At 65.7% G+C, this 23441-nt stretch carries 28 protein-coding genes; 16 read left to right on the top strand and 12 right to left on the bottom strand.

What is annotated here, in order from left to right; all coding sequences use genetic code 11:
* The first annotated feature begins 133 nt into the window (after positions 1 to 133).
* Positions 134 to 1282, top strand: a complete 1149-nt coding sequence (locus AB3347_RS19055; RefSeq protein ID WP_369093282.1) for an RDD family protein — start codon at positions 134 to 136, stop codon at positions 1280 to 1282.
* A 64-nt stretch (positions 1283 to 1346) separates the two neighbouring features.
* On the opposite strand, the gene AB3347_RS19050 is transcribed toward AB3347_RS19055, so the two are convergent.
* On the bottom strand, positions 1347 to 2291 hold the full coding sequence (locus AB3347_RS19050; protein WP_369093281.1) for a serine hydrolase: 945 nt from the start codon (positions 2289 to 2291) through the stop codon (positions 1347 to 1349).
* A gap of 273 nt (positions 2292 to 2564) precedes the next feature.
* Positions 2565 to 3584 carry a sulfate ABC transporter substrate-binding protein gene (locus tag AB3347_RS19045; RefSeq protein WP_369093280.1) on the bottom strand — a complete coding sequence of 340 codons (1020 nt, stop codon included), beginning with the start codon at positions 3582 to 3584 and terminating at the stop codon, positions 2565 to 2567.
* 257 nt (positions 3585 to 3841) lie between these two features.
* Here AB3347_RS19045 and AB3347_RS19040 point away from each other — a divergent pair, with 257 nt between their 5' ends.
* The 5 genes from AB3347_RS19040 to AB3347_RS19020 all read left to right on the top strand — a co-directional run bounded on the left by AB3347_RS19040 (position 3842) and on the right by AB3347_RS19020 (position 6757).
* Positions 3842 to 4393, top strand: a complete 552-nt coding sequence (locus AB3347_RS19040; RefSeq protein WP_369093279.1) for a GNAT family N-acetyltransferase — start codon at positions 3842 to 3844, stop codon at positions 4391 to 4393.
* Positions 4394 to 4509: 116 nt separating this feature from the next.
* On the top strand, positions 4510 to 5148 hold the full coding sequence (locus AB3347_RS19035) for a YcbK family protein (protein ID WP_369093278.1): 639 nt from the start codon (positions 4510 to 4512) through the stop codon (positions 5146 to 5148).
* Positions 5149 to 5268: 120 nt separating this feature from the next.
* Entirely contained in the window at positions 5269 to 5553 is a 285-nt protein-coding gene (locus AB3347_RS19030; RefSeq protein WP_369093277.1) for a DUF378 domain-containing protein, read from the top strand.
* A 5-nt stretch (positions 5554 to 5558) separates the two neighbouring features.
* Complete coding sequence (locus AB3347_RS19025; RefSeq protein ID WP_369093276.1) at positions 5559 to 6020, top strand: metallophosphoesterase family protein; 462 nt, start codon at positions 5559 to 5561, stop codon at positions 6018 to 6020.
* Positions 6021 to 6061: 41 nt separating this feature from the next.
* Positions 6062 to 6757: a class I SAM-dependent methyltransferase gene (locus AB3347_RS19020; RefSeq protein ID WP_369093275.1), complete on the top strand. Its 696-nt coding sequence runs from the start codon at positions 6062 to 6064 to the stop codon at positions 6755 to 6757.
* Here AB3347_RS19020 and AB3347_RS19015 read toward each other — a convergent pair.
* Complete coding sequence (locus AB3347_RS19015) at positions 6749 to 7669, bottom strand: alpha/beta hydrolase (protein ID WP_369093274.1); 921 nt, start codon at positions 7667 to 7669, stop codon at positions 6749 to 6751. The two genes, AB3347_RS19020 and AB3347_RS19015, sit on opposite strands and share 9 nt — an antisense overlap.
* A gap of 111 nt (positions 7670 to 7780) precedes the next feature.
* Here AB3347_RS19015 and AB3347_RS19010 point away from each other — a divergent pair, with 111 nt between their 5' ends.
* The 3 genes from AB3347_RS19010 to AB3347_RS19000 all read left to right on the top strand — a co-directional run bounded on the left by AB3347_RS19010 (position 7781) and on the right by AB3347_RS19000 (position 9793).
* Positions 7781 to 8191, top strand: a complete 411-nt coding sequence (locus tag AB3347_RS19010) for a hypothetical protein (protein ID WP_369093273.1) — start codon at positions 7781 to 7783, stop codon at positions 8189 to 8191.
* 101 nt (positions 8192 to 8292) lie between these two features.
* Entirely contained in the window at positions 8293 to 9108 is an 816-nt protein-coding gene (locus tag AB3347_RS19005; RefSeq protein WP_369093272.1) for a transporter substrate-binding domain-containing protein, read from the top strand.
* Between the two features lie 22 nt (positions 9109 to 9130).
* Complete coding sequence (locus tag AB3347_RS19000) at positions 9131 to 9793, top strand: amino acid ABC transporter permease (protein WP_369093271.1); 663 nt, start codon at positions 9131 to 9133, stop codon at positions 9791 to 9793.
* A gap of 27 nt (positions 9794 to 9820) precedes the next feature.
* On the opposite strand, the gene AB3347_RS18995 is transcribed toward AB3347_RS19000, so the two are convergent.
* The 5 genes from AB3347_RS18995 to AB3347_RS18975 form a co-directional block, all read right to left on the bottom strand.
* Positions 9821 to 10168, bottom strand: coding sequence for a hypothetical protein (locus tag AB3347_RS18995; RefSeq protein WP_369093270.1), 348 nt, complete (start codon positions 10166 to 10168; stop codon positions 9821 to 9823).
* 212 nt (positions 10169 to 10380) lie between these two features.
* Entirely contained in the window at positions 10381 to 10704 is a 324-nt protein-coding gene (locus tag AB3347_RS18990) for a hypothetical protein (protein ID WP_369093269.1), read from the bottom strand.
* Between the two features lie 123 nt (positions 10705 to 10827).
* Entirely contained in the window at positions 10828 to 11016 is a 189-nt protein-coding gene (locus AB3347_RS18985; protein ID WP_369093268.1) for a hypothetical protein, read from the bottom strand.
* Positions 11017 to 11119: 103 nt separating this feature from the next.
* Positions 11120 to 12058, bottom strand: coding sequence for an alpha/beta hydrolase fold domain-containing protein (locus AB3347_RS18980; RefSeq protein WP_369093267.1), 939 nt, complete (start codon positions 12056 to 12058; stop codon positions 11120 to 11122).
* A gap of 8 nt (positions 12059 to 12066) precedes the next feature.
* Positions 12067 to 13743 carry an electron transfer flavoprotein-ubiquinone oxidoreductase gene (locus AB3347_RS18975; protein WP_369093266.1) on the bottom strand — a complete coding sequence of 559 codons (1677 nt, stop codon included), beginning with the start codon at positions 13741 to 13743 and terminating at the stop codon, positions 12067 to 12069.
* A 163-nt stretch (positions 13744 to 13906) separates the two neighbouring features.
* Here AB3347_RS18975 and AB3347_RS18970 point away from each other — a divergent pair, with 163 nt between their 5' ends.
* From AB3347_RS18970 to AB3347_RS18950, 5 genes are all read left to right on the top strand, one after another.
* On the top strand, positions 13907 to 14683 hold the full coding sequence (locus tag AB3347_RS18970) for an SDR family oxidoreductase (protein ID WP_369093265.1): 777 nt from the start codon (positions 13907 to 13909) through the stop codon (positions 14681 to 14683).
* Between the two features lie 28 nt (positions 14684 to 14711).
* Positions 14712 to 15149 (top strand): acyl-CoA thioesterase, encoded by a 438-nt coding sequence (locus AB3347_RS18965; protein ID WP_369093264.1) that lies wholly within the window; start codon positions 14712 to 14714, stop codon positions 15147 to 15149.
* A complete protein-coding gene (gene hutH, locus AB3347_RS18960) occupies positions 15146 to 16687 on the top strand; it encodes a histidine ammonia-lyase (RefSeq protein WP_369093263.1) in 1542 nt (513 codons plus the stop codon). The genes AB3347_RS18965 and hutH overlap by 4 nt, the downstream gene beginning before the upstream one ends.
* Positions 16688 to 16908: 221 nt before the next feature.
* The gene (locus tag AB3347_RS18955) at positions 16909 to 17304 is read left to right on the top strand and encodes a hypothetical protein (protein ID WP_369093262.1); all 396 of its coding nucleotides are present in this window, start codon (positions 16909 to 16911) and stop codon (positions 17302 to 17304) included.
* Between the two features lie 283 nt (positions 17305 to 17587).
* Entirely contained in the window at positions 17588 to 17848 is a 261-nt protein-coding gene (locus tag AB3347_RS18950; RefSeq protein ID WP_369093261.1) for a hypothetical protein, read from the top strand.
* A gap of 8 nt (positions 17849 to 17856) precedes the next feature.
* Here the strand turns inward: AB3347_RS18950 and AB3347_RS18945 are convergent, their stop codons facing one another.
* Positions 17857 to 18384 carry a LuxR C-terminal-related transcriptional regulator gene (locus tag AB3347_RS18945; RefSeq protein ID WP_369093260.1) on the bottom strand — a complete coding sequence of 176 codons (528 nt, stop codon included), beginning with the start codon at positions 18382 to 18384 and terminating at the stop codon, positions 17857 to 17859.
* A gap of 212 nt (positions 18385 to 18596) precedes the next feature.
* Between AB3347_RS18945 and AB3347_RS18940 the strand changes: the two genes are divergently transcribed.
* Together AB3347_RS18940 and AB3347_RS18935 are read left to right on the top strand one after the other, a co-directional pair.
* Positions 18597 to 19295 (top strand): CoA transferase subunit A, encoded by a 699-nt coding sequence (locus AB3347_RS18940; RefSeq protein WP_369093259.1) that lies wholly within the window; start codon positions 18597 to 18599, stop codon positions 19293 to 19295.
* Between the two features lie 20 nt (positions 19296 to 19315).
* On the top strand, positions 19316 to 19966 hold the full coding sequence (locus tag AB3347_RS18935; protein ID WP_369093258.1) for a 3-oxoacid CoA-transferase subunit B: 651 nt from the start codon (positions 19316 to 19318) through the stop codon (positions 19964 to 19966).
* 340 nt (positions 19967 to 20306) lie between these two features.
* Here the strand turns inward: AB3347_RS18935 and AB3347_RS18930 are convergent, their stop codons facing one another.
* The 3 genes from AB3347_RS18930 to AB3347_RS18920 all read right to left on the bottom strand — a co-directional run bounded on the left by AB3347_RS18930 (position 20307) and on the right by AB3347_RS18920 (position 23426).
* Positions 20307 to 21569 carry a M56 family metallopeptidase gene (locus AB3347_RS18930; RefSeq protein WP_369093257.1) on the bottom strand — a complete coding sequence of 421 codons (1263 nt, stop codon included), beginning with the start codon at positions 21567 to 21569 and terminating at the stop codon, positions 20307 to 20309.
* Positions 21566 to 21961, bottom strand: coding sequence for a BlaI/MecI/CopY family transcriptional regulator (locus tag AB3347_RS18925; protein ID WP_369093256.1), 396 nt, complete (start codon positions 21959 to 21961; stop codon positions 21566 to 21568). Before AB3347_RS18925 ends, AB3347_RS18930 begins: the two co-directional genes overlap by 4 nt.
* A 151-nt stretch (positions 21962 to 22112) precedes the next feature.
* Positions 22113 to 23426 (bottom strand): dicarboxylate/amino acid:cation symporter, encoded by a 1314-nt coding sequence (locus tag AB3347_RS18920; RefSeq protein ID WP_369093255.1) that lies wholly within the window; start codon positions 23424 to 23426, stop codon positions 22113 to 22115.
* Between the last annotated feature and the right edge of the window lie 15 nt (positions 23427 to 23441).

Here is a 23441-nt window from a genome sequence, read left to right as displayed (position 1 = left end):
TTAGAACACGCTCCTATCTGCGAACTCGGCCGTTCGCGCTCAGTCTCACCTAACAAGAACAAAGTCCCAGGAAGCATTTTCGTGTAAATAAACAATATTCCCTTCGAAATTTTCACTCGCTCGTGCAGCTGCCATGAAGCCAATCGATCAGCAGACGGTACTGCTTTTCCACGACGCCGCCAACCGCGTGGCGCCGCGCGTCCCCTGCGTGCCGCAGTTCGACCTGCCGGACGACGAGCCAGCCGGCGCCTGGGCGCGCTGGTTCGCCCGCAGCTTCGACGTCTGGTGGCAGACCGGGCTGGTCGCCGGCGCGCTCGGCTACGTCCTCAGCCATACCTCGCCGGCCTTCCTGCGCTGGCTCGAGACGCCCTTCGGCTGGAAACTGTTCGGCCTGGCCTGCGTGCCGGGTGGCCTGCTGCTGGACGCGGCGCTGCACGCGTTGGCCGGCAATACGCCGGGCAAGGCCTTGCTCGGCCTGCGCATCCTCACGGTCGACGGCCGCGCTCCCGGTTTCCGTGAGCTGCTCGGGCGCAACCTGCGCATGTGGCGCGCCGGCCTGGCCCTGGGCCTGCCGGCCATCAGCCTGTTCACCATGGCGCGCCAGGGCCTGCGCCTGCGCCGGGGCGTCCAGGCCAGCTACGACCTCAACGATTTCCTGGTGCGCGCGCGGCCGATCGGCCGGCTGGCCAGGGGCGTGTTCGCCGTCGCCTTCGCCGGCCTGTTCGCGACCATCGTCGCCCTCGACGCCATGGACCGCCAGGACAGCCAGGAGACGACCGCCATGCTGGAGGCGCCGCCGTATGCCTGGCACAACCCGGCCACCGGTCGCGCCGCCGCGGTGTCGGCGCAATGGCGGCACGAACTACGCACCGGCCCCGATGGCGCGCCGCAGCACCTGTTTACCCAGCACAGCGGCCACGCGGTGGTGCTGTTCGCGCACGACCGCGTGCGCAGCTCGGCCCTGAGGCAGGATGCGGCGGCGCTCGAAGACCGGCTGGCCGACCGCTTCGAGCTGGCCGAGAGCTATTTTTCCGCCTTCCGCGGCAGACAGTCCTGGGTCGGTAAGGGGCAGCACAAGAAGGGGCCGGAACGGGTGCAACTGCGCATCGTCGAGGTGGACGGCAGGGCCTGGCGGGTGGTGGCGATGCAGTCGCCGCCGGCGGCCTACACGGACGACCTGGTGCGGGACCTGAGCGGGGCGTTGTGGGACACGGTCCTGCCGCCGGCACCGGCGCCGGCCGCAGCCCGCCGTGCCCAAGCAGGCCCCGAATCGAAGCCTTGAAGCTGGCCGCCGGCGGATCGAAAAAGGGGCCTGGCGGCCCCTTGCTATCTGCACAAAGACAGAGTTATTTCTTGCGGCGCTTCGGCACCACCTTGACCTTGCTGCGCTTCTTGACCGCCTTGACCTTGCTGCTGCCGGCGCTGGCCTTGATCCGGGCACGGCTCGACGAGGCCTTGAAGCGCGACCCGCGGCTCGCGGCCTTCGCCACGCGCACCGGCGCTTCTTCGCCGGTGATGAAGCGGCGGATATTCAGCGCGTCCAGGATGCGCGCCGACGAGGCATTCGCGTTCAGCAGGATCATGGTCGCGTTCTTGCCGGCGGCCTTGATGTTCATGATCAGGCAGCGGCCGGCTTCCGAGGTGTAGCCGGTCTTCGACAGGCCGATGTCCCAGCCCTTGGCGCCCACCAGGCGGTTGGTGTTGCGATACTCGACCTCGCGGCCGTTGATGTTGATCAGGTCCTTCGACTCGGTGGTCATGCGGGTGATCTCGGCATACCTGCTTGATGCCGTCGCCATCTTGACCAGGTCGCCCGCGGTCGAGCGGTTGTGCGGCGACAGGCCGGTGGGCTCTTCGATCACGGTCTGGCTCATGCCCAGGGCGGCGATCTTGCGCTTGACCGCGGCCTTGAAGCCTTCGGTGCCGCCCGGATAAGTGCGTGCCAGCGCGGCGGCGGCGCGGTTGTCCGAGGACATCAGGGCCAGCTGCAGCACGTCGCGGCGCGAGATCAGGGCGCCGACCGGCACCCGCGAGCTGCTGTGCTTGAAGGTGTCGACGTCGCTGCGGTCGATTTCGATCAGCTCGTCCATGTCCAGCCTGGCGTCGAGCACGACCATGGCAGTCATCAGCTTGGTGAGCGACGCGATCGGGACCACACGGTCCGCGTTCTTTTCCAGCAAAATCTTGCCGGTGTCATCTTCTACCACGAGCACCGATTGGGAGCCGAACGGCACCGCGATTGCGGCAGCCGAAAACGACATCAATACGGTGGCAAACAATTTTTTGAGCATTGTCGGGTTCAGGAGTGGGTTGTGTTGAGCGAAGGGCGCGGCGTAAGAAGCGCGCAGTCAACTATCTAGCTGTAGGGCAACTACAGTAGTTGGAAGATAGCATCAAGCCTGATGCATGTCTATGGCGCACAGGCAAAATCGGGCTTGTGAACGGGAATTTTTATCCAGATTAACGATTCTCGTGGTATTACGTCCATGAGAATCGTCAGCTCGCCCGCATTTCCGTCTCAGGAAACAACAAGCCCTGCTCGGGGCAGGGCTTGTTCGGGCAGTTTATTTCGACTGGTAGATCTTGTCGAACTCGCCACCGTCGTCGAAGTGGCGCTTCTGGGCGTTGCGCCAGCCGCCGAACAGTTCATCCACGGTGAACAGCTGGATCGGCTTGTAGTTGGCGGCGTATTTCTTCATCACCGCATCCGAGCGGACACGCAGGTAATGCTTGGCGCCGATTTCCTGGCCGGCCGGCGAGTACAGGAAGTTCAGGTAAGCGGTGGCTTCCTTGCGCTGATTGCGGCGGTCGACCACCTTGTCGACCACGGCCACCGGCGACTCGGCCAGGATCGAGGTGCGCGGGTAGACCACCTCGAAGTTGTCGCCGAATTCCTTGCGCACCATGCTCACTTCGTTCTCGAAGGTCACCAGCACGTCGCCGATCTGGCGCTGGGTGAAGGTGGTGGTGGCGGCCCGGCCGCCGGCGTCCAGGATCGGCACGTTCTTGAAGATGCGGCCGACCAGCTCGCGCGCCTGGGCCTCGTTGCCGCCTTTTTTCAGCACCGAGCCCCAGGCCGCCAGGTAGGTATAGCGGCCGTTGCCCGCCGTCTTCGGGTTCGGGATGATCACCTGCACGCCGGGACGCGCCAGGTCGTCCCAGTCGCGGATCTTCTTCGGGTTGCCCTTGCGCACCAGGTAGACCATGGTCGAATAGTAGGGCGCCGCATTGTTCGGGAATTTCTTCGCCCAGTCCTTGGCCACCAGGCCGCGGTCGGCCAGCATGTCGATGTCGTTGGCCTGGTTCATGGTCACAACCGAGGCTTCCAGGCCGTCGGCCACGGCGCGCGCCTGCTTGCTCGAGCCGCCGTGCGACTGCTTGATGCTGACGGTCTGGCCGGTCTGCTGCTTGTAGGCGGCGATGAAGGCCGGGTTGATGTCCTTGTACAACTCGCGCGCCACGTCGTAGGAAACGTTCAGCAGTTCGGTCGTGGCGGCGCCGGCCGACAAGGGCAGCGCCGCGCCCAGCGACAGGGCCAGCAGCAGGCGGCGAATCGACGAAATGCGCGGGGAAGTCAGGGTCATATGTGCTCGCTTTTCAAAATCTGGTGGTGACAAGATGCATCATCCCTCCCTTGCTCAAAATACGGAACAATACTTTCGTCATATGCTTAGTACTGCTGAGCAGGGCAGTGGCGCCGGCCGGCAGCGGCTTGCGCGAGGCCGGCCGGAATACGGATGTCCACAGCAGGCTTGGGGCCTTTCGGGTATAGTCGTGCCCAGCCATTGCGCCCGACGGCGCGGGTTTGACCCGTTATTTTTTGCATAGTGATTGATGTTTGATGTCCATGGTTCTTGACATTCGCAAGGCGGTACCCGGTGATGCTCCCGCCGCCTGCGCGCTGCTGCGCCGCTCGATCGAGGTCGGCTGCAAGGCCGACCACCAGGACCGGCCCGCCGTGCTGGAGGCCTGGCTCGGCAACAAGACGGCGGCCAATGTCGGCGCCTGGTTCGCCAACCAGAGCAATCACGCCCTGGTGGCCGAGCAGGTGGACGGCAAGCCGGGCGAGCTGCTCGGCCTGTGCCTGCTGAACCAGGCCGGCAAGGTGGCGCTGTGCTACGTGGCGCCGCAAGTTCTGCGCAGCGGCATCGGCAGCGCACTGCTGGCCGCGGCCGAGGAGCAGGCGCGCGCCTGGAACATCACCAAGCTGCACCTGCACAGCCCGGCGAGCGCGAGCGGCTTCTTCGCGCGCCTGGGTTATGTGAACGCGGGCAAGGACACCTCCTGCTTCGGCCTCGAATGCGACCTGCTGTGGAAGCAACTGGATGCCGGCGCCTGCGACACCGGGGCCGGCGCCGCGGCGCGCAAGCGTTTCTGCAACTGCAGCGGATGAGCCGGCGTCCTGCATCCGGCAAGCGTGTGCTTGCAACACAATGACGAACACTCCTTTTTTCCTCGGGAAGCTTGCGATATAGTAAGCGCCCCGATTGGATGAGTTAGAGTTCCTCGATGGCTTCACGTAGAGATTTCCTGCAGCAGGGCGCCCGCCTGTGCGCCCTGGGCCTCGGCGCCCAAGTCCTCACCCCGGCCGCGGCCGCGGCAGCGCCCCAGAGCACCGACCTGCAACCCCCGCCCGACCTGTTCGATGCACAACTGCTGGACCTGGACTTCTGGGTCAAGCCGCGCACCCTCTCGGTAGTGCGCCCGCAAAGCGGCGAGCGCGCCAGGGTGCTGTACTGGAAGGATGGCGAAGTCATCGATTCCGCCTACCAGGAGCTGTGCCATATCCTGCGCGACGTGAACGGCCGGGCGACCGCGCCGATCGATCCCAAGCTGTTCGAAATCCTGTGGGGCACCCAGGCCTTCATCGCGCGCTACGGCATGACCCAGCCGCTCGAGATCCTGTCCGGCTACCGCACCGAAGCCTCGAACAAGCGCCTGGTCGAGGAGGGCGTCCCGGCCGCGCGCAAGTCGCTGCACATGGTCGGCAAGGCCGCCGACATCCGCATCGCCAGCCTGAACGAGGAAGTGCTGGGCGGCCTGATCCGCAGCTTCCGCCAGGGCGGCGTCGGCTATTACTACCGTTCCGGCCCGAAGGGCGGCTGGATCCATGCGGACACCGGGCTGAACCGCACCTGGAAGGGCTGATGCCGGCGCGCCCTACGCGTGCGTGCGGGCGTCGAACTTCCGCTAATATGGACTTGTCAAGGCCAGGGCGGCTGCCCTGGTCGATTGGCGTGCTCTTCCAGGGAGGGAATGATGGCTACGATGAATACCCCAAGCATGGACCGCAGGACGATGGGCGAGCGGCGCACGGCGGTGCGCGCCCACCAGCGCCCCGCCATGTCGGCGCTCGACTACCTGGCGATGGTCCTCTTGATTGTTGGCGGCCTGAACTGGGCGATGGTCGGCCTGTTCGACGTCGACATGGTCGCCACCATCTTCGGCACGGGCAGTCCGGCGACCCGCATCGTCTACGTGGTGGTGGGCCTGGCGGCGCTGTACTCGATCTACACCACGGCCAAGATGGCCGGCAGCAAGCGCTCGACCTGAGCGGCATGCGCGTCGGGCTGATTTCCGACACGCACGGGTTGCTGCGCCCGCAGGCGCTCGACTTCCTGCGGGGCAGCGACCATATCATCCACGCGGGCGACGTTACCGGTCCCGAGATTCTCGCGCCGCTCGAGGCCATTGCGCCGCTGACCGTCGTGCGCGGCAACAACGACCGCGGCCCGTGGGCGCGCGCGATCCCCGAGACCGCCATCCTGCGGCTGGGAGCGGTCGCCATCTACGTCATCCACGACCTCAAGGAATTGCCGATCGACCCGGCGGGCGAGGGCATGCGCGTGGTCGTGTCCGGCCACTCGCACAAGCCGGCGCGCCAGGAACGCGGCGGCGTGCTCTACGTGAACCCGGGCAGCGCCGGGCGGCGCCGCTTCACCTTGCCGATCTCGGTGGGAGAACTGCTGGTCGAAGGCGACCGGGTCGAGGTTCGCCTGGTCACGCTGGAAGTCGACTAGTCGCCGGCCTGGGCGATAATACGGAAAACCGAGGAGCCCACATGACCGACCGAAGCACTGTCCATTCCGACGCCTCCATCATCGCCTCATGGTCGCGCAATACCGATCCCTGGACCGCGGCGGTGCGTGGCGGCGAGATCGCATCCCGTGTGCTGGCGACCAATGCGGCCATCGTCGAGGCGGTGCGGGCACGCGCACCGCGCACCGGCGTCGATCTCGGCTGCGGCGAAGGCTGGCTGGTGCGGGCGCTGCCGGAAGTTGCCATGGTCGGCGTGGACGCCAGCGCCGGCCTGGTCGCGCGGGCGCGCGAGGCCGGCGGCGGCGAGTTTCGCCAGCTGAGCTACGAAGAAATCGCGGCCGGCGCGCTGCAACTGGCGGCCGACGTCGCGGTCTGTAATTTTTCGCTGATCGGCGATGCCGCCGTGCGCGGCCTGTTGCGCGCCGCGCCCGGCTACCTGCGGCCGGGCGGGCACTTGCTGGTGCAGACCGTGCATCCGCTGATGGCCTGCGGCGACGCGCCCTATGCCGACGGCTGGCGCGACGGCAGCTGGGCCGGCTTCAGCAGCGACTTTGCCGACCCGGCGCCCTGGTACTTCCGTACCGTCTCGAGCTGGCTGGCGCTGTTCGAGGAACACGGCCTGCGCGTGGTCGAGATGCGCGAGCCGCTGCATCCGCACAACGGCAAGCCGGTGTCGCTGATCCTGGTCGGCCGCCTGGCGGGATCAGCGCTAGGGTGAGCGCAAGTACGCGCGCAGGCCGCGCGTCAGCACGAAGGGGAACACGCTGGCGTGGTCCTCGCCCTCGAACACCGTCAGGCCGGTCTTCAGGTTCGGATAACGGTGCGCCTTGAGCTGGCGCTCGAACTCGCGCAGGTCCGCGACCATGTCGGCATCGTCTTCCGAACGCGCGCGCTGCTTTCCCGGCGCCAGCGTCTCGCGTCCGCCGATCCCGAAGTAGACCGAGGCCGGCAAGTCCTTGTGCCGCGCGGCGTAGGCCTGCTCGCGTTCGAACATGATGCCGGCGTCGAACCACAGCGAGGGGCTGCCCAGGATGTAGTGCTCGAAACTGCGCGGCGCCTCCAGCATGATCTGCAGGCCGAGCAGGCTGCCGTAGGAGTGGCCGGCGAAGATCTTGCGCTGCATGTCGGCGCGGTAGTGGCGTGCGATGAAGGGGAAGACCTCGTCGACCACGAAGCGTCCGTAAGCCGCGGCCTCGCCGAAGGCCGGCGCGCGGCCCGGCATGTCGGACCGGTAGCTGTGCCCGCGCGGCACGCTGGGCGTGTAGTCGCGGCGCCGGCTGTACACGCCGCCTTCGCCGGTTGCGTACGACAGGCCGACCACGATCACTTCTTCCATGCCCGCATGCTTGTGCAGGCGCGAGGCGATGCTGCGCGTGAGCGGAAAGGCGTAGTTCGCGTCCGGCACGAACAGCAGCGGATAGCGCCTGCTTCCCTCGCGGTAGGAGTCGGGCAGGGCGACGAAGAGCTGGTAGTCGCGCCGCAGGCCGCTGGCGCGGATGGCGCGCACTTCGGTGTTCTCGAGCGCATAGGCGGGCGCGGCGAGGGCGCCCGGTGGCGCCGCGGCGGCGCTGCCGGCCAGGCAAGGGACGCCGAACAGCGCGGCGAACAGCAGGGGGAGGGAAACCTTCAAGCGTGCTTCCTTTCTTGTGTCTGGTGCAAATGCAGCGGAAGGGCGATACTGCCACGTAAAAATCCCGCAAGCCACGTAAAATAGGGCTCGTTCCGCTTTTACCCGCATCACATGAATCTGCCACCCGAATCCCCTCCGCCGCGCTTCCGTCCCCGTCCCTGGACCGCGCTCGAGACCCCGCAGGACGTCGAACTCTGGATCGATGAGCACAACCGCGCGCTGCAGGAGCTGGTCAAGCCCACCGAGACCGGCGTCGGCATCTGCTTCTCGCTGGCCGAGGGCGGCAATGTTTACATGCAGACCACCGGCGACGCCGTGATCCTCGACGTCGAGCCCGACGCCGACTGGATCGCGCCGCTGATCGTGGCCGCCACCGGGGCCGAGCCGCCGCGCGGCCAGGTCTGGGTGCTACCCGACGACCGCCTGGTCCAGCTGATCCTCGGCCTGTCGACGCTGGTGCTGAGCACCACCCTGGTCGTGGGCCATCCGTTCGGCGCACGCGGCCGCAGGTCTGGCTACTGAGACGCCGGCGGCGGCTGCCGGCCCGCGGCCTTCCCGGCCGCCCGGGTTTCGGTTATAAAGTGAGCTGACGATCAGCTCAACAAGGGATGGAGACGAATTCGATGGGCAAGCACCCGAACACCGTGGCACGCCGTGCCTTCCTTGGCCTGGCGCTCGCGGCCTCGCTGTCGGCCCTGGCGCCGCGCCCGGCCCACGCAGCCGACCTGCTGGCCGACGCGAAGGCGCGCGGTACCCTGCGCATCGCGATGGAAGGCACCTACCCGCCATTCAACTTCAAAGACCCGAAAAACGGCCAGCTGGCCGGCTACGACGTCGACGTCGCGCGCCTGGTGGCGGGCAAGCTCGGATTGAAGCCCGAATTCGTCACCACCGAGTGGGCGGCGATCCTGGCCGGCCTGGCCGCCGGCAAGTACGACGTGATCGTCAGCCAGGTCGGCATCACGCCCAGGCGCGAACAGGCTTTCGACTTCTCGCGTCCCTATACGTATTCCTTCCCGCAGCTCATCGTGCGCAAGAACGACCGCGCCAGCTACGCCAGCCTGAACGACCTGAAAGGCCGCAAGATCGGGGTGGGGCAGGGCAGCGTGTTCGAGCAGCAGGCCAAGGCGGTGCCGGGCATCGAGGTCAAGAGCTACCCGGCGGCGCCCGAGAACCTGCAGGACCTGGCCTTCGGACGCATCGACGCGGCCCTGAACGACAGCCTGATGGTGGCCTACCTGCTGAAGAATTCGCAGCTGCCGATCAAGGCCGGCGCCCGCGTCGGCGCGCCCGAGCGCATGGGCATCGCCTTCCGCAAGGGCAGCCCGCAGTTCAAGGCGGCGGTCGACAAGATTCTGCTCGATGCCACCAACGACGGCAGCCTCAAGGCCCTGTCGCTCAAGTGGTTCGGCACCGACGCCAGCCGTCCGGCCCAATGATTGGGTTTGCGGGAACGACCGCGTGGAACTGATCGCGCTGCTGCGCGAAGCGGCGCCGACCCTGCTCACCGGCGCCGGCTACACCCTGCTGTTCGCGCTGGCTTCGATGATCGGCGGGCTGGCGATCGGCGTGCCGGTCGCGCTGATGCGGATCTCGGCGTGGGCGGCCGTGCGCCTGCCGGCCAGCCTCTACGTCAGCGTGATGCGGGGCACGCCGCTGCTGGTGCAGATCTTCGTGATCTACTACGGCTTGCCGAGCGTGGGTATCGAATTCACGCCGGTCACGGCGGGCGTGCTGGCGCTGTCCCTGAATGCGGGCGCCTACCTGTCCGAGAGTTTGCGCGGCGCGATCCGCGCGGTAAGCGAAGGGCAGTGGCGCGCCAGTTTCAGCCTGGGCCTGGGCTATTGGCAGACCCTGCAGCACATCGTGCTGCCGCAGGCGCTGCGCATTGCGGTGCCCTCGATGAGCAACACGCTCATCAGCCTGATCAAGGATACCTCGCTGGTGTCGGTCATCACCATGACCGAGCTGATGCTCGCCACCAAGGAAGTGATCGCCGTGAGCTTCCAGCCGCTGCCGCTCTACATCGCGGCGGCCTGCATCTACTGGGCCCTGAGCCTGTTCTTCGAAGCGATCCAGCGCCGCGCGGAGCGGCGCCTGAACCGGGCGCACGCCGCGCGCTGAACGCGGCGCCGTCCGGGGTGGGATGGCTCAGCGCTTGTCGCGCTCGCTGTTCTGCTGGTCGAAGGCCTCGGATGCCTGGCGCGCGCTTTCGCCCTGCTGGCGCTGATCCAGGTCGTCCAGCGCCGGGGTGCCGCCGGAGGCGTGCTGGCCGCCGTGCTGCTGACTACCCTGCTGGCCCGATTGCTGGCTGCCCTGCTGGCGCTGGCCCGACTGTTGGCCGCCTTGCTGCTGGCCGGACTGCTGATTGCCCTGTTGCTGGCCGGATTGTTGACTGCCCTGTTGCTGGCCGGACTGCTTTCCCTGGCCTGCGGTGGCGGTCAGGTCCTTCATCGGATCGTTCACTTGCTTATCCGGCATCGACTGTTTCTGTACCATGATCGTCTCCTTGCTTCGGTAAGTGAGCAACCATCTTACTCCTCTGGCCGACACTCGCAATCAGCCTGGACCCGGCTGTCACGTAGGACCGGTCGCACGCAATGGTCCAGGAGCATGCTTGCGTCCGCACCAAAAAGCGACGCGCACCGTGGGGCCGTGGCCCGCGCCGGTGCGCGTCGCTGGGAGGTGATGCGCGCCTGAAGCGCCCGGGTTCAACGATTGCCGCGCTGCTGGTCGCCCTGGTCCTGGCTCCAGGCCTGCGAAGCCTCCTGGGCGGATTCGCCCTGGCGGGAACCCAGGTCGTCGAGTGCCGGGGTACCGCCGGAGGCATGTTGACCACCGTGTTGCCGATTCCCCTGCTGGCCCGACTGCCGGCTTCCCTGTTGCTGTCCCGATTGCTTGTTACCTTGTTGCTGCTGTCCCGTTTGCTGCCTGTCGCCCTGGGCGACCGTGCCGCTCGCGGTGTTGCTGCCGAGCTCGTCCACGTCGTTGTCGTGGCGCGGCCCCTTGATGCCATGTCCTTTGTTTTCACCCATACGGTTCTCCTTGTTTGAGTGCCGATGTCCCGATCATAGACCTCTGGCAGGAACGGGCAATCGGAATGGCGGAGGAGCTGCCGTAGGACAGCTCGCACAAAGTCATCAGTAAAAAAGGGAAGGCTAGCGCTTGTCTCGCTCGGAAGGCGGCTTGGGAGGCTGCTCCGCCGACTGTTGCGAACCGGGATGCCGGTCGGTCTGCAGATGGTCGGGCCGGCTGCGTTCCAGCCGTTCGCGCTGGCGGTTCACGTCGAAATCGTCGAGCTGGACGTCGCTCAGGCTCCGGTCGCCGGCATCCTTGTTTTCAGGCATGCTCGCCTCCTTGCGTCAGATGTGATGGAAGTCTCATCTTAGGCTGTTTGGCGCAAACGGGGCGCCGCCGCATGGGATGCGGCGGCCGGCGACCGGGAACGACTCAGGGCTGCGCCGGTGCGATACCGAGGCCGCGCAGGAAGTCGCGTGCCGCCTCGAAGGCGGCCACCTGCTCGGCGGGCGCGAATCCGCCGTGCCCGCCACCCTTGACGGTGTACAGCACGTTCTTCACTCCGGCCTTGTCCAGCGCCGCCTTCAGGCGCACGCCGTGCGCATACGGTACCAGCGGGTCGGCGTCGCCATGGACCGTGAACACGGGCGGTCCGCCCGCGCGCACGTAGCTCAGCGGCGACAGCGCGCGCGCCAGTTCCTGGCGCCCGGGCAGGCTGCCGAACCAGGCCACCGCATAGGACCGCTGGTTCGGCCCCTGCAGCATGTCGGCGACGTCGGTGATGCCGAACCAGTTGACCACGGCCGCCACCTTCGGCGCGGGGTTGCGGTACGGCCCGCTCCAGGTGGGTTCGTTGGCCGCGCACTGGTGGGTAAAGGGCGAATCGGCCGGGATCATCGCGGTGGCGAGCGCCAGGTGGCCGCCGGCCGAATTGCCGGTCGTGACCACCTTGGACAGGTCGAAGTTGTACTTCTTGGCGTTGAGGCCGACCCACTGCAGCGCGCACAGCGTGTCCTCGACCGCCGCCGGCGCCAATGCGGTATTGCCGAGCCGGTAGCTGACGTTCACCACCGTGAAGCCCATCTGCATCCAGGGCAGCACCGACAGCGCCGAGCTTTCGCGGCTGCCCGCGACCCAGCCGCCGCCATGGAAGCGCAGCACCACGGGACGCGGCTGCGCGCCGCGATCGTCCGGCAGGTAAACGTCGAGCTTGAGCTCCTGGCCGCTCGCCTTCAGGTACGTGACGTTCGCGTCGACCCCGTGCAGGTGGTCGAGCAGGACCGTCGCGCGCAGGCCGTCGTCGGCCGCCTGGACGGCAAGCGGGAAGGCCAGCGCCAGGGCGCCGGCCAGCAACATGCAGGGAGAGCGCATGGCGGCCCTTACATGTTCGGGTAGTTCGGGCCGCCGCCGCCTTCCGGCGTCACCCAGACGATGTTCTGGGTCGGATCCTTGATGTCGCAGGTCTTGCAGTGCACGCAGTTCTGCGCGTTGATCTGCAGGCGGTCCTTGCCCTCGTCGGTCTTCACGAATTCGTACACGCCGGCCGGGCAGTAGCGCTGTTCCGGACCCGCATACTTGGCCAGGTTGACGTCCACCGGAATGTTCGGGTTCTTCAGCGTCAGGTGGACCGGCTGGTCTTCGGTGTGGTTGGTGTTGGAGATGAACACCGAGGACAGGCGGTCGAAGGTCAGCTTGCCGTCCGGCTTTGGATACGCGATCGGCTGGAACTGCGAGGCCGGCTTCAGGCACTCGTGGTCGGCGTGCTTGTGGTGCAGCGTCCACGGCGCCTTGCCGCGGAAGACCATCTGGTCGATGCCGGTCATGAGGGTGCCGAGGTACAGGCCCTTGCTCATCCACGGCTTGAAGTTGCGCGCCACGTGCAGTTCTTCGTGCAGCCAGGACTGCTCGAAGGCGGCCGGGTAGGACGCCAGTTCGTCGTGCTGGCGGCCTTCGCCCAGCGCGGCAAACGCGGCATCCGCGGCCAGCATGCCGGTCTTGATCGCGGCGTGGCTACCCTTGATGCGGCTGGTGTTCAGGAAGCCCGCGTCGCAGCCGATCAGGGCGCCGCCCGGGAACACGGTCTTCGGCAGGGATTGCAAGCCGCCTGCAGTGATGGCGCGCGCGCCGTAGGAGATGCGCTTGCCGCCTTCGAAGTACTTGCGGATTTCCGGGTGCGTCTTGTAGCGCTGGAATTCCTCGTAGGGCGACAGGTAGGGGTTCTGGTACGCCAGGCCCACCACGAAGCCGACCGCCACCTGGTTGTTCTCCAGGTGGTACAGGAAGGAGCCGCCGTAGGTGTCGTTGTCGAGCGGCCAGCCGGCCGTGTGGACCACCAGGCCCGGCTTGTGCAGGGCCGGGTCGATCTCCCACAGTTCCTTGATGCCGATGCCGTAGGTCTGCGGATCCTTGCCCTTGTTCAGGTCATACTTGGCCATCAGCTGCTTGCCGAGGTGGCCGCGCGAGCCTTCCGCGAACAGGGTGTACTTGGCGTGCAGCTCCATGCCGAGCTGGAAGTCGCCGCCCGGCTCGCCGTCGCGCTTGACGCCCATGTTGCCGGTGGCGACACCCTTGACCGAGCCGTCCTCGTTGTACAGCACTTCGGCCGCCGGGAAGCCCGGGAAGATCTCGACGCCCAGGGCTTCGGCCTGCGTGCCGAGCCAGCGCACCACGTTGGCCAGCGAGATCACGTAGTTGCCGTGGTTGGTCAGCATCTTCGGGACCATGAAATTCGGCGTGCGGAGCGCCTTGGTCTCGGTGAGGAACAGCACCTGGTCCTCGGTGACCGGGGTGTTCAGCGGCGCGCCTTTTTCCTTCCAGTCCGGGATCAGCTCGTTGAGGGCGATCGGGTCCATGACCGCGCCGGAGAGGATGTGCGCACCCAGCTCGCCGCCTTTTTCGAGCACGCAGACGGAGACCTCCTGGCCTTTTTCCGCAGCCAGCTGCTTGAGCCGGATCGCCGCGGACAAGCCGGCAGGGCCGCCGCCGACGATGACCACGTCGTACTCCATGGCTTCGCGCGGTCCGTATTGTTCGAGAAGGTTGATTGCCTCAGTCATGGTTTTTTAATAATAGTTAGAAAATTTAAGCACGAGTGTGCACTTTTTCACTGCCGAATGCAATGTTGGCCGCCATTTTACGGACATTATTAGATGGGGCAATCTAATACTGATGATTTGTGTAATCATGACGGCATCGCAATTGCACAAGAAGGGGAGCCGCGTGGGCATCGAAGTCAATTACGAAGGGAAGATCGCCATGGTGACCGGCGCCTCGAGCGGCCTGGGAGCGCGCTTCGCGAAGGCGCTGGCCGGGGCCGGGGCCCAGGTCGTGCTGGCCTCGCGCCGGGTCGAGCGGCTCAAGGAGCTGCGCGCCGAGATCGAGGCCGAGGGCGGCGCCGCCCATGTGGTGCGGCTGGACGTGACCGACCTGGGCTCGATCAAGGCGGCCATCGCGCACGCCGAGACCGAGGCCGGCCCGATCGACATCCTGGTGAACAACTCGGGCGTGTCGAGCACCCAGCGCCTGCTGGACGTGGGCGAGGACGACTACAACTACATCATGGACACCAACCTGCGCGGCGCCTTTTTCGTCGCCCAGCAGACCGCCAAGCGCATGATCCAGCGCGCCAAGGGCGACCCGCGCAAGCAGCACCGCATCATCAACATCGCCTCGGTGGCCGGCCTGCGCGTGCTGCCCCAGATCGGCGTCTACTGCATGAGCAAGGCCGGCGTGGTGCAGATGACCAAGGCGATGGCGGTGGAGTGGGGCAAGTACGGCATCAACGTGAACGCCATCTGCCCTGGCTACATCGCGACCGAAATGAACGAGGACTACTTCGACACCGAGCAGGGACGCAAGCTGATCGACATGCTGCCCCGCAAGCGCCCGGGCCGCCCGGAAGACCTCGACGGCCTGCTGCTGCTGCTGGCGGCGGAAGAGGCCCACTTCATCAACGGCGCCATCATCACGGCCGACGACGGCATGACGGCGCAGTAGTTTTTTTGTCAGTCACAGTAAGGAAGCAATGAGCAGCAAGCAGTTCGTACCGCAGTTCGTCCATTCGATGAGAATCCCGATTCGCTGGGGCGACATGGATGCGATGGGTCACGTCAACAACACCGTCTATTTCCGCTACATCGAATCGGCCCGCATCGCCTGGCTGGAGCAGGTGGGGGCGCTGCCCGACCCGAGCGCCTCCGGCGAAGGGCCGGTGATCGTCAACGCCCACTGCAGCTTCCTGAAGCAGCTGACCTATCCGGGCGAGATCGAAGTGCGCACCTTCGTCGGTGCGCCGGGCCGCTCCAGCATCGAAGTCACGCACGAGATCCGCCTGGTCGGCCCTGACGGCCAAGCCGGCGCGCTGCATGCCGAAGGCGGCGCCAAAGTCGTGTGGATCGATTTCAAGGCCGAGAAGTCGCGCCCGCTGCCGGAGCGCCTGCGGGCGCTGCTGCCGGCTGTATGAGGGCCGCGCGTGCCGTATGCTTCGATGAAGGCCGGCTGAGCATCGAAGACATCGTCGACATCGCGCGCGCGCAGGCGCGTCCCGTGTTGTCCGACGATCCAGGCTTCCGTGCCCGCATCGCGCGCGGTGCCGACTTCCTCGACCGCCTGCTGCGCGAAGAAGGCGTTATCTACGGCGTAACCACCGGCTACGGCGACTCGTGCACCGTGGCGGTGCCGCTGCACCTGGTGCCCGAACTGCCGCGCCAGCTCTATACGTACCACGGCTGTGGCCTGGGCGCCGATCTCGACGCGGACCAGGTGCGCGCGGTCATGGCGGCGCGGCTGGCATCGCTGTGCAAGGGATATTCCGGCGTCAGTATCAGCCTGCTGGAGGGAATCGTGCGCCTGTTCGACGCCGGTCTGGTGCCGCGCATCCCGAGCGAAGGCTCGGTGGGCGCAAGCGGCGACCTGACGCCGCTGTCCTACCTGGCGGCGGTGCTGTGCGGCGAGCGCGAGGTCCTGCTCGACGGGGAGCGGGTGCCGGCAGCCGACGCCCTGCGCGTAGCCGGTATCGCGCCGCTGTGCCTGCGGCCGAAGGAAGGGCTGGCGCTCATGAACGGCACCGCCGTCATGACGGGACTCGCCTGCCTGGCCTGGGACCGCGCATCCTACCTGACCCGGCTGGCAACGCGCATCACCGCGATGGCCTCGTTCGCGCTGGACGGCAACGCCCACCACTTCGACGCTACGCTGTTCTCGGTCAAGCCGCACGCCGGCATGCAACAGGTGGCGGCGTGGCTGCGTGAGGATCTGGACTACGCCGGACAAGGGGAGCGCAACGGCAGGCGCCTGCAGGACCGCTATTCGATCCGCTGTGCGCCGCACGTCATTGGCGTCCTGGCCGATGCGCTGCCGTTCTTCCGCGCCACGATCGAGAATGAGCTGAACAGCGCCAATGACAACCCGATCATCGATCCCGACGGCGAGCGCGTGCTGCACGGCGGCCACTTCTACGGCGGCCACATCGCCTTTGCCATGGACAGCATGAAGAACGCCGTAGCGAACCTGGCCGACTTGATGGATCGCCAGCTCGCGCTACTGGTCGACCCGCGCTACAGCAACGGACTGCCGGCCAACCTGTCGGGCATGGAAGGCGAGCGAGCCGCGATCTCGCACGGCTTGAAGGCGCTGCAGATCAGCGTGTCCGCCTGGACCGCGGAAGCCTTGAAACTGACCATGCCGGCCTCGGTGTTCTCGCGCTCGACCGAATGCCACAACCAGGACAAGGTCAGCATGGGTACGATCGCGGCGCGCGACTGTCTGCGGGTGCTGGAGTTGAGTGAACAGGTGGCGGCCGGAATGCTGATTGCAGTTCGGCAGGCGGTATGGTTGCGCATGCGCTCCACGGGTGCGGCGAGTGCGCCTGCCACATTGGTCCCCATGCTGGCGCTGCTGGGCCGGAAAACTGATGTGGTAATCGAAGACCGCCGCCTGGACATGGACCTGCTGCGATTGCTGGGCGCAATACAGGTGAAGGAGTGGGAACTATACGCCTGAGTCTAACATATACACAAGATATATAAGATATACAAGATTTTGCGGGTGCCCGCATGATGTGCGACGGCTTCAAACACATGCCACGTTCTTTTGGTATCCGCACTGCATGAAGTAGTGGTTCGAGGCAAGAAAAGATTGTCGTACGGAGAAATCCTTATTATTGTGGGCGCGCTTGACAGCAGCTGTCAGGCCTTAACCCACAATACAAAATTAGGGATTACATGAAAAAGCAAATTCTGGCAGGCGGCGCGATGCTGCTCGCTCTGGCACTGACTGGTTGCGCGAGCGTCGGCAGCGAATCCTTGCGTAAGGAGACCGAAACCAGCGTCTCGCAAAAGCTGGTTCAGGGTAAGACGACCAAGGCTGAAGTGCGCGCCATTTTCGGCTCGCCGACCAAGACCAGTTTCACCGATGGCGGCCTGGAGATCTGGAACTACGACTTCACCAACGTCTCTGCGGATGCGATCAGCTACGTGCCGATCGTGGGCATGTTCGGTGGTAGCGCCAGCGGCAAGAAGAAGGAACTGGTTGTCATGTATGACGAGAAGGATATCGTCAAGCGTTATGCGATGAGCGAAGCGGACGTTCATCAAAAGACTGGACTGTTCAACCGTTGAGTCCGCAGTCCCCGGCCTTGGCCGGGGCATCCTCAGGAAGACATTTCGCACACTTGAGCGGCGCGCCTTCTTGTACAGCCTGCTGGTTAAGTCATGCTCGATGACCATGCCGCGCGCGCGTCAGTGCTGTCTTCGTGATCCGGGTTGATGCGCCTGATGCTGCGCCTTACCGGTGGCGAACTGGCGACCATCGACCTGATCTTCCTGCTCCTGATTGCAGGCGCAGCCTTGAATGCGGTTGGCGTGTACGGGGCGGTGACCGAAGGGGCTGATTCCGAGCGCCGTGCTGGTGCTGTGGGACTACGCCCTGAACGCCGTCAGCTACTGCTTCCGTTTCATCAAATGGCTGATCTCGGTGCCGCCGATTCCGGTGGTCCGCTGCCTAAAGCTCCTGCGGCGCAACACGCCGCGCACATTCCCGTTCGAAGACAAGCTGATGTGCTCACTGTGGCAGCAGGAGATTTCCAGCTTCGGTGCGATGAAGCTCGCCTGCACCGAAGGCGAGGGCGCGCTCACCATCATGCGCCGTGAGCGCCAGAAGTAGCCTCGCCTTCAGCGCCCGCCAACCAGCTTGTGCACCAGCTCCGACGAGGTCGAGGCGGCGAACTTGCGCATCAGGCTGGCCCGGTGCATCTCCACCGTGCGCGGGCTCAGGTCGGTATCGCGGGCGATCATCTTGCTGGTCTTGCCTTCGACCAGCAGGGCGGCGATCTCGCGCTCGCGCGGCGTCAGCTCGGCCGACACCGGCCGCTTTTCGCTCACGTCCTCGAAGGTCCACACGCCGGCGCCGAGCGGCTGGCTGGGATCGAGCGCGCGTCCGGCCACGTGGCACCAGAACAGCTCGCCGCTGGCGCGGCGCATGATGCGCTCGTCCGAATAGCGTCCCTTGGCGTTCATGATCGGCACGATGCGGTCCCCGGTGCGCAGGAATTCGTCCATGGTGGGGTAGAGCACGCTGAAGGACTGGCCGTGCAGTGCGCCCTCGGCATAGCCGAACATCGCGGTCAGTGCGCGATTGCAGGACTGGATCACGCGATTCGCCGAGACGCACATGCCCACCGGCGCCTGCTGGAAGATCATTTCGTAATCGATGGCGCCAGGAGTGTTCGCTTGACTTGGATCGACTGCTCGGTTCATGAAAGGGGCGGCCCGTATTTCTACGGTATTGTTATTCGGTACAGCGTATTTTATGCTGAGAATCGACTCTTGGAGGAAACATCGGCGCGCCCCGCGGTGCGCCGGGTTCTGGAAGTTAAAAAAGCCTGTGGGCTCAATCGATAAAAGGGACGGGTATGAACAAAGTGTATCCTGATGCGAAGTCGGCGCTGGCCGACATCGTGGCAGACGGCCAGACCATCGCGGTGGGTGGCTTCGGCCTGTGCGGCATTCCGGAGGCGCTGATCGCGGCGCTGCGCGATTCCGGCGTCAAGAATCTGACGGCCATTTCGAACAATGCGGGCGTGGACGGCTTCGGCCTGGGCCAACTGCTCGAAACCCGCCAGATCAAGAAAATGATCTCGTCCTACGTCGGCGAAAACAAGGAATTCGCACGCCAGTTCCTGGCCGGCGAACTCGAACTCGAATTCACCCCGCAGGGCACGCTGGCCGAGAAGCTGCGCGCCGGCGGCGCCGGCATCCCGGCGTTCTTCACCAAGACCGGCTACGGCACCATCGTCGCCGAAGGCAAGGAAACCCGCGAATTCGACGGCGAACACTACGTCATGGAACGCGCGCTGTTGCCCGACGTCTCGCTGGTGAAGGCCTGGAAGGCCGACAAGGCCGGCAACCTGCTGTACCGCAAGACGGCGCGCAACTTCAACCCCAACGTGGCCACCGCCGGCAAGATCTGCATCGTCGAAGTCGAGGAACTGGTCGAGATCGGCGAGATCGATCCGGACCAGGTGCACACCCCGAGCATCTTCGTGCACCGCATCGTCCACAACCCGACGCCGGAAAAGCGCATCGAACAGCGCACCGTGCGCGCCAATTAAGACTAGAGCGGAGACAGAACATGGCATGGACTCGTGATGAAATGGCCGCACGCGCGGCGAAGGAACTGCAGGACGGTTTCTATGTGAACCTGGGTATCGGCCTGCCGACCCTGGTAGCGAACTACGTACCCAAGGATATCGAGGTCTTCCTGCAGTCGGAAAACGGCCTGCTCGGCATCGGCCCCTTCCCGACGGAAGCAGAAGTCGACGCCGACCTGATCAACGCCGGCAAGCAGACCGTCACGGCGCTGCCGGGCGCGGCCTACTTCAGCTCGGCCGATTCCTTCGGCATGATCCGCGGCGGCAAGATCAACCTGGCGATCCTGGGAGCGATGCAGGTGTCCGAGCGCGGCGACCTGGCCAACTGGATGATCCCGGGCAAGATGGTCAAGGGCATGGGCGGCGCGATGGACCTGGTGGCCGGCGTCAAGCGCGTGGTCGTGGTGATGGAGCACGTCGCCACCGCCAAGGATGGCAGCACCTCGCACAAGATCCTCAGGAAATGCGACCTGCCGCTGACCGGCGTGGGCGTGGTGGACCGCATCATCACCGACCTGGGCGTCATGGACGTCACCGACACCGGCCTCAAGCTGGTGGAGCTGGCGCCGGGCGTGGACAAGGAACAGGTGCTGGCGGCGACCGGCTGCGAGCTGGACGTGTCGGCAGTGTAAAAAAACGCGGGGCCGTATTCCGGCCCCGCGTTTGCACAGGAGAGCCCGCAGAATCGCCTGCGGGCTTTTTTTATTTGAGAGCGTCCAGGCGCTTGCGCAGGCGCTGTGCATGTTCCTCGTCGGCGGGCGATGTCAGAAGCTCGGCGATGGCCAGGCGCTCGGCCGTGCGCAGCGCGTCGTCGGCCGCGACCCGCACGTCGGGGACGACGCCGCTTGAGATAGTTCGCGATCATGCGGTCCATCTCCGGCGACTGCTTTGGGCGGCCGGCCAGGTCCGGAACCGGCTTGGCGCTGTAGCGCACGCCCAGGTGCTTGTCGCCGGTCGTGACGCGCCGGGCGCCTAGTCGAGCGACCAGACGTACTGGACGGCGGTCCATGCCTCGACCGGCTTGTCCTTGGCGGTGGCCGGCTTGAACGGGCATTTCGCCAGCGCGGTGCGCGCAGCCTCGTCGAGCGCCGCATGGCCGGACGACTTGGTGACCTTGGCCTGTTTGACCTTGCCGTCTTTCGTCACCAGGAAACCGAGGGTGACGGTCCCGGTATGTTTCTGCTTGAGCGATTCGGCCGGATAGTGCGGCTTGTCGCATTGTTCGAACAGGGCGACCGCATGCTTGTCGGCTTCCGCCGGCTTGGCGGCCGGCGCCGCGTGGGCGAATACCGCGGCGCTCATGGCAGCCAGTCCCAGTACGGGAATGGCTGCCTTCCAGTTCAGTGCCTGTGTGTCTGGGCGAATCAAGCGTTTGATGCGTGACATGAGATCTCCTCCGTTGGCCGCCTGGGCCAGGTGGTGGGTGGAAAACTGGAGTTTCTCCAGTTCGGAAAGGGCCAGGGCCAGGCGCCGCGGTTCGCCCAGTTGCCGTGCCGCGAAATCGTCGGCGATCTGTTCCCGCTCCACGCGGATGCGGCCGGAAATCCACCAGACCGCCGGGTGGTAGAAGAACAGGGTCTCGACCACGTTCTGGCCGAGGTTGACCAGGTAGTCGTGGCGCTTGACGTGGGCCAGTTCGTGGGCCAGCAGCGCCTCCAGCAGGTGCGGCGGCATGCCGGACACCAGCGCGGCCGGCACCAGCACGACCGGGCGCCACCAGCCGGCCGTGACCGGGCTGCCGAGCCGTTCCACGATGCGCAGGCGCACGCTACGGTCGATGCCGAATTGCACCGCCATGCGCTCGATGCGCGCCTGCCAGGCCGAATCGATGGCTTCGTTGGCGGCGGCGCGGCCGATCCACAGCAGGCCCGCCGCCATGCGCAGGGCCATCGCCAGGGCGCACACGGCCCAGGTGGCCACGATCGGCGTCAGCTGGTCGGCCAGCAGGGCGCCCCAGCTGTCGTCCACCGGCGAACCGGTCACCAGCCCCGCGGCGAACAGCACCGTGACGTCGCCGCCGCTGCCGCCGCCATCCAGCAGGCGCAGGGCCAGCTCGGTCGCCGGCCAGGCCAGGCACAGGAACAGGCCGGCGCAGGCGACCAGGTAGCGCAGCTGCGGCTTGTCATTGCGCAGCAGCATCAGGAACACGGCGCTGGCGCAGCCGATCAGCGCCCCCTGCCACAGGAAATGGACCAGGGTCCAGCCGACGCTGGCGATGACGTCGGCAGCGCTCATGGCTTGTCCTCCGGCTTGTCTTCGCGCAGCAGCTGTTCGATTTCTTCCCGTTCCTTCTTCGAGATGCCGCTCTTGAGTGCAGCCAGCACCAGGGCCTTGGCCGACCCGGCGAAGGCGCGCTGCATCAGGTCCTTGAGCAGATTGGTCTCGACCGAATCCTGGGCGTGGACCGGGCTGTAGACGTGCGAGCGTTCGCTCTCGTCGCGCATCAGGAGGCCCTTGCCGTGCATGATCTGCATCAGGCGCAGCACGGTGGCATAGGTGACCTCGGGCTTGGTCTTCTGCATTTCCTGGTGCACCTGCTTGGCGGTGCCGGAGGCCATCGGCCATAGTACTTGCAGCAGTTCGAGTTCGGCCGGGGTCGGCTTGGGGGTATCGGGTTTGCGTGGCATGAGCGTCCTCATTGGCGATGAAGCCTAGAATAGACTGTCTAGACACGTATGTCTACGATTTTCGCGCACGGCGCGCGTTTCATGCGCGTAGCATGGGGACGAAAAAAAACCGCATCCGGAGATGCGGTTTCTTGCAGGGCGGGTAGCCGAATCAGGCGGCGGCGCGCACCGCGACCAGGTCCTTGTCCGATTCCATGCCGGCATCGGCCGGCAGGCGGTCGTGCAGGACGTCGTCCATGCGCTGCATGTCGAGTTCGTTTTCCCATTTCGACACCACGACCGTGGCCACGCCGTTGCCGACGAAGTTGGTCAGGGCGCGGGCCTCGCTCATGAAGCGGTCGATGCCCAGGATCAGCGCCATGCCGGCCACCGGGATGGTCGGGACCACGGCCAGGGTGGCGGCCAGGGTGATGAAGCCGGCGCCGGTGATGCCCGAAGCGCCTTTCGAGGTCAGCATCGCCACCGCCAGGATGGTCAGTTCCTGCATCAGGGTCAGGTCGGTGTTGGTCGCCTGGGCCACGAACAGGGCTGCCATGGTCATGTAGATGTTGGTGCCGTCCAGGTTGAACGAGTAGCCGGTCGGGACCACCAGGCCGACCACCGGCTTGGAGCAGCCAAGGCGTTCCAGCTTGCGCATCAGGGCCGGCAGGGCGCTTTCCGACGAGCTGGTGCCGAGCACGATCAGCAGTTCTTCCTTGATGTAGCGGATGAAGCGGAACACCGAGAAGCCGGTGAACTTCGCGATGGTGCCCAGCACCACGGCCACGAACAGGAAGCAGGTCAGGTAGAACGAGCCCATCAGCTTGGCCAGCGGCAGCAGCGAATCCAGGCCGTATTTACCGATGGTGAAGGCCATGGCGCCGAAGGCGCCGATCGGGGCGGCTTTCATGACGATGTTCACCACGCCGAAGATGGCGTGCGAGAAGTCGTCGATCATCTTCGTCACCGGACGGCCGCGCTCGCCCAGCATCGACAGCGAGAAGCCGAACAGCAGCGCGATGAGCAGGACCTGCAGGATGTCGCCCTTGGCGAAGGCATCCACGAAGGTGTTCGGGATGATGTTCATGATGAAGTCGACCGTGCTCTGGTCCTTGGCCTTCTCGGTGTACTTGGCGATCGAGGAGGCGTCCAGGTGGGCGACGTCGACGTTGAAGCCGGCGCCCGGCTTGATCACGTTGGCCACCACCAGGCCGATGGCCAGGGCGAAGGTCGAGACGACTTCGAAGTAGAGCAGGGCCTTGCCGCCGACGCGGCCGATCTTCTTCATGTCCTGCATGCCGGCAATGCCGGCGACCACGGTACAGAAGATCACCGGGGCGATGATCATCTTGATGAGTTTGATGAAACCGTCTCCCAGCGGCTTCATCTTGGCGCCCAGTTCAGGGTGGAACACCCCGAGCAGCACGCCAAGCACGATGGCGAACAGCACCTGGACATACAGGATCTTATAGAAAGGCTTTTTCATGGCAACTCTTCGAAG

It is taken from the genome of Massilia sp. X63 (assembly GCF_041023745.1).
Taxonomy (GTDB): Bacteria; Pseudomonadota; Gammaproteobacteria; order Burkholderiales; family Burkholderiaceae_D; genus Telluria.
This window is presented reverse-complemented; position numbering and strand designations above follow the sequence as displayed.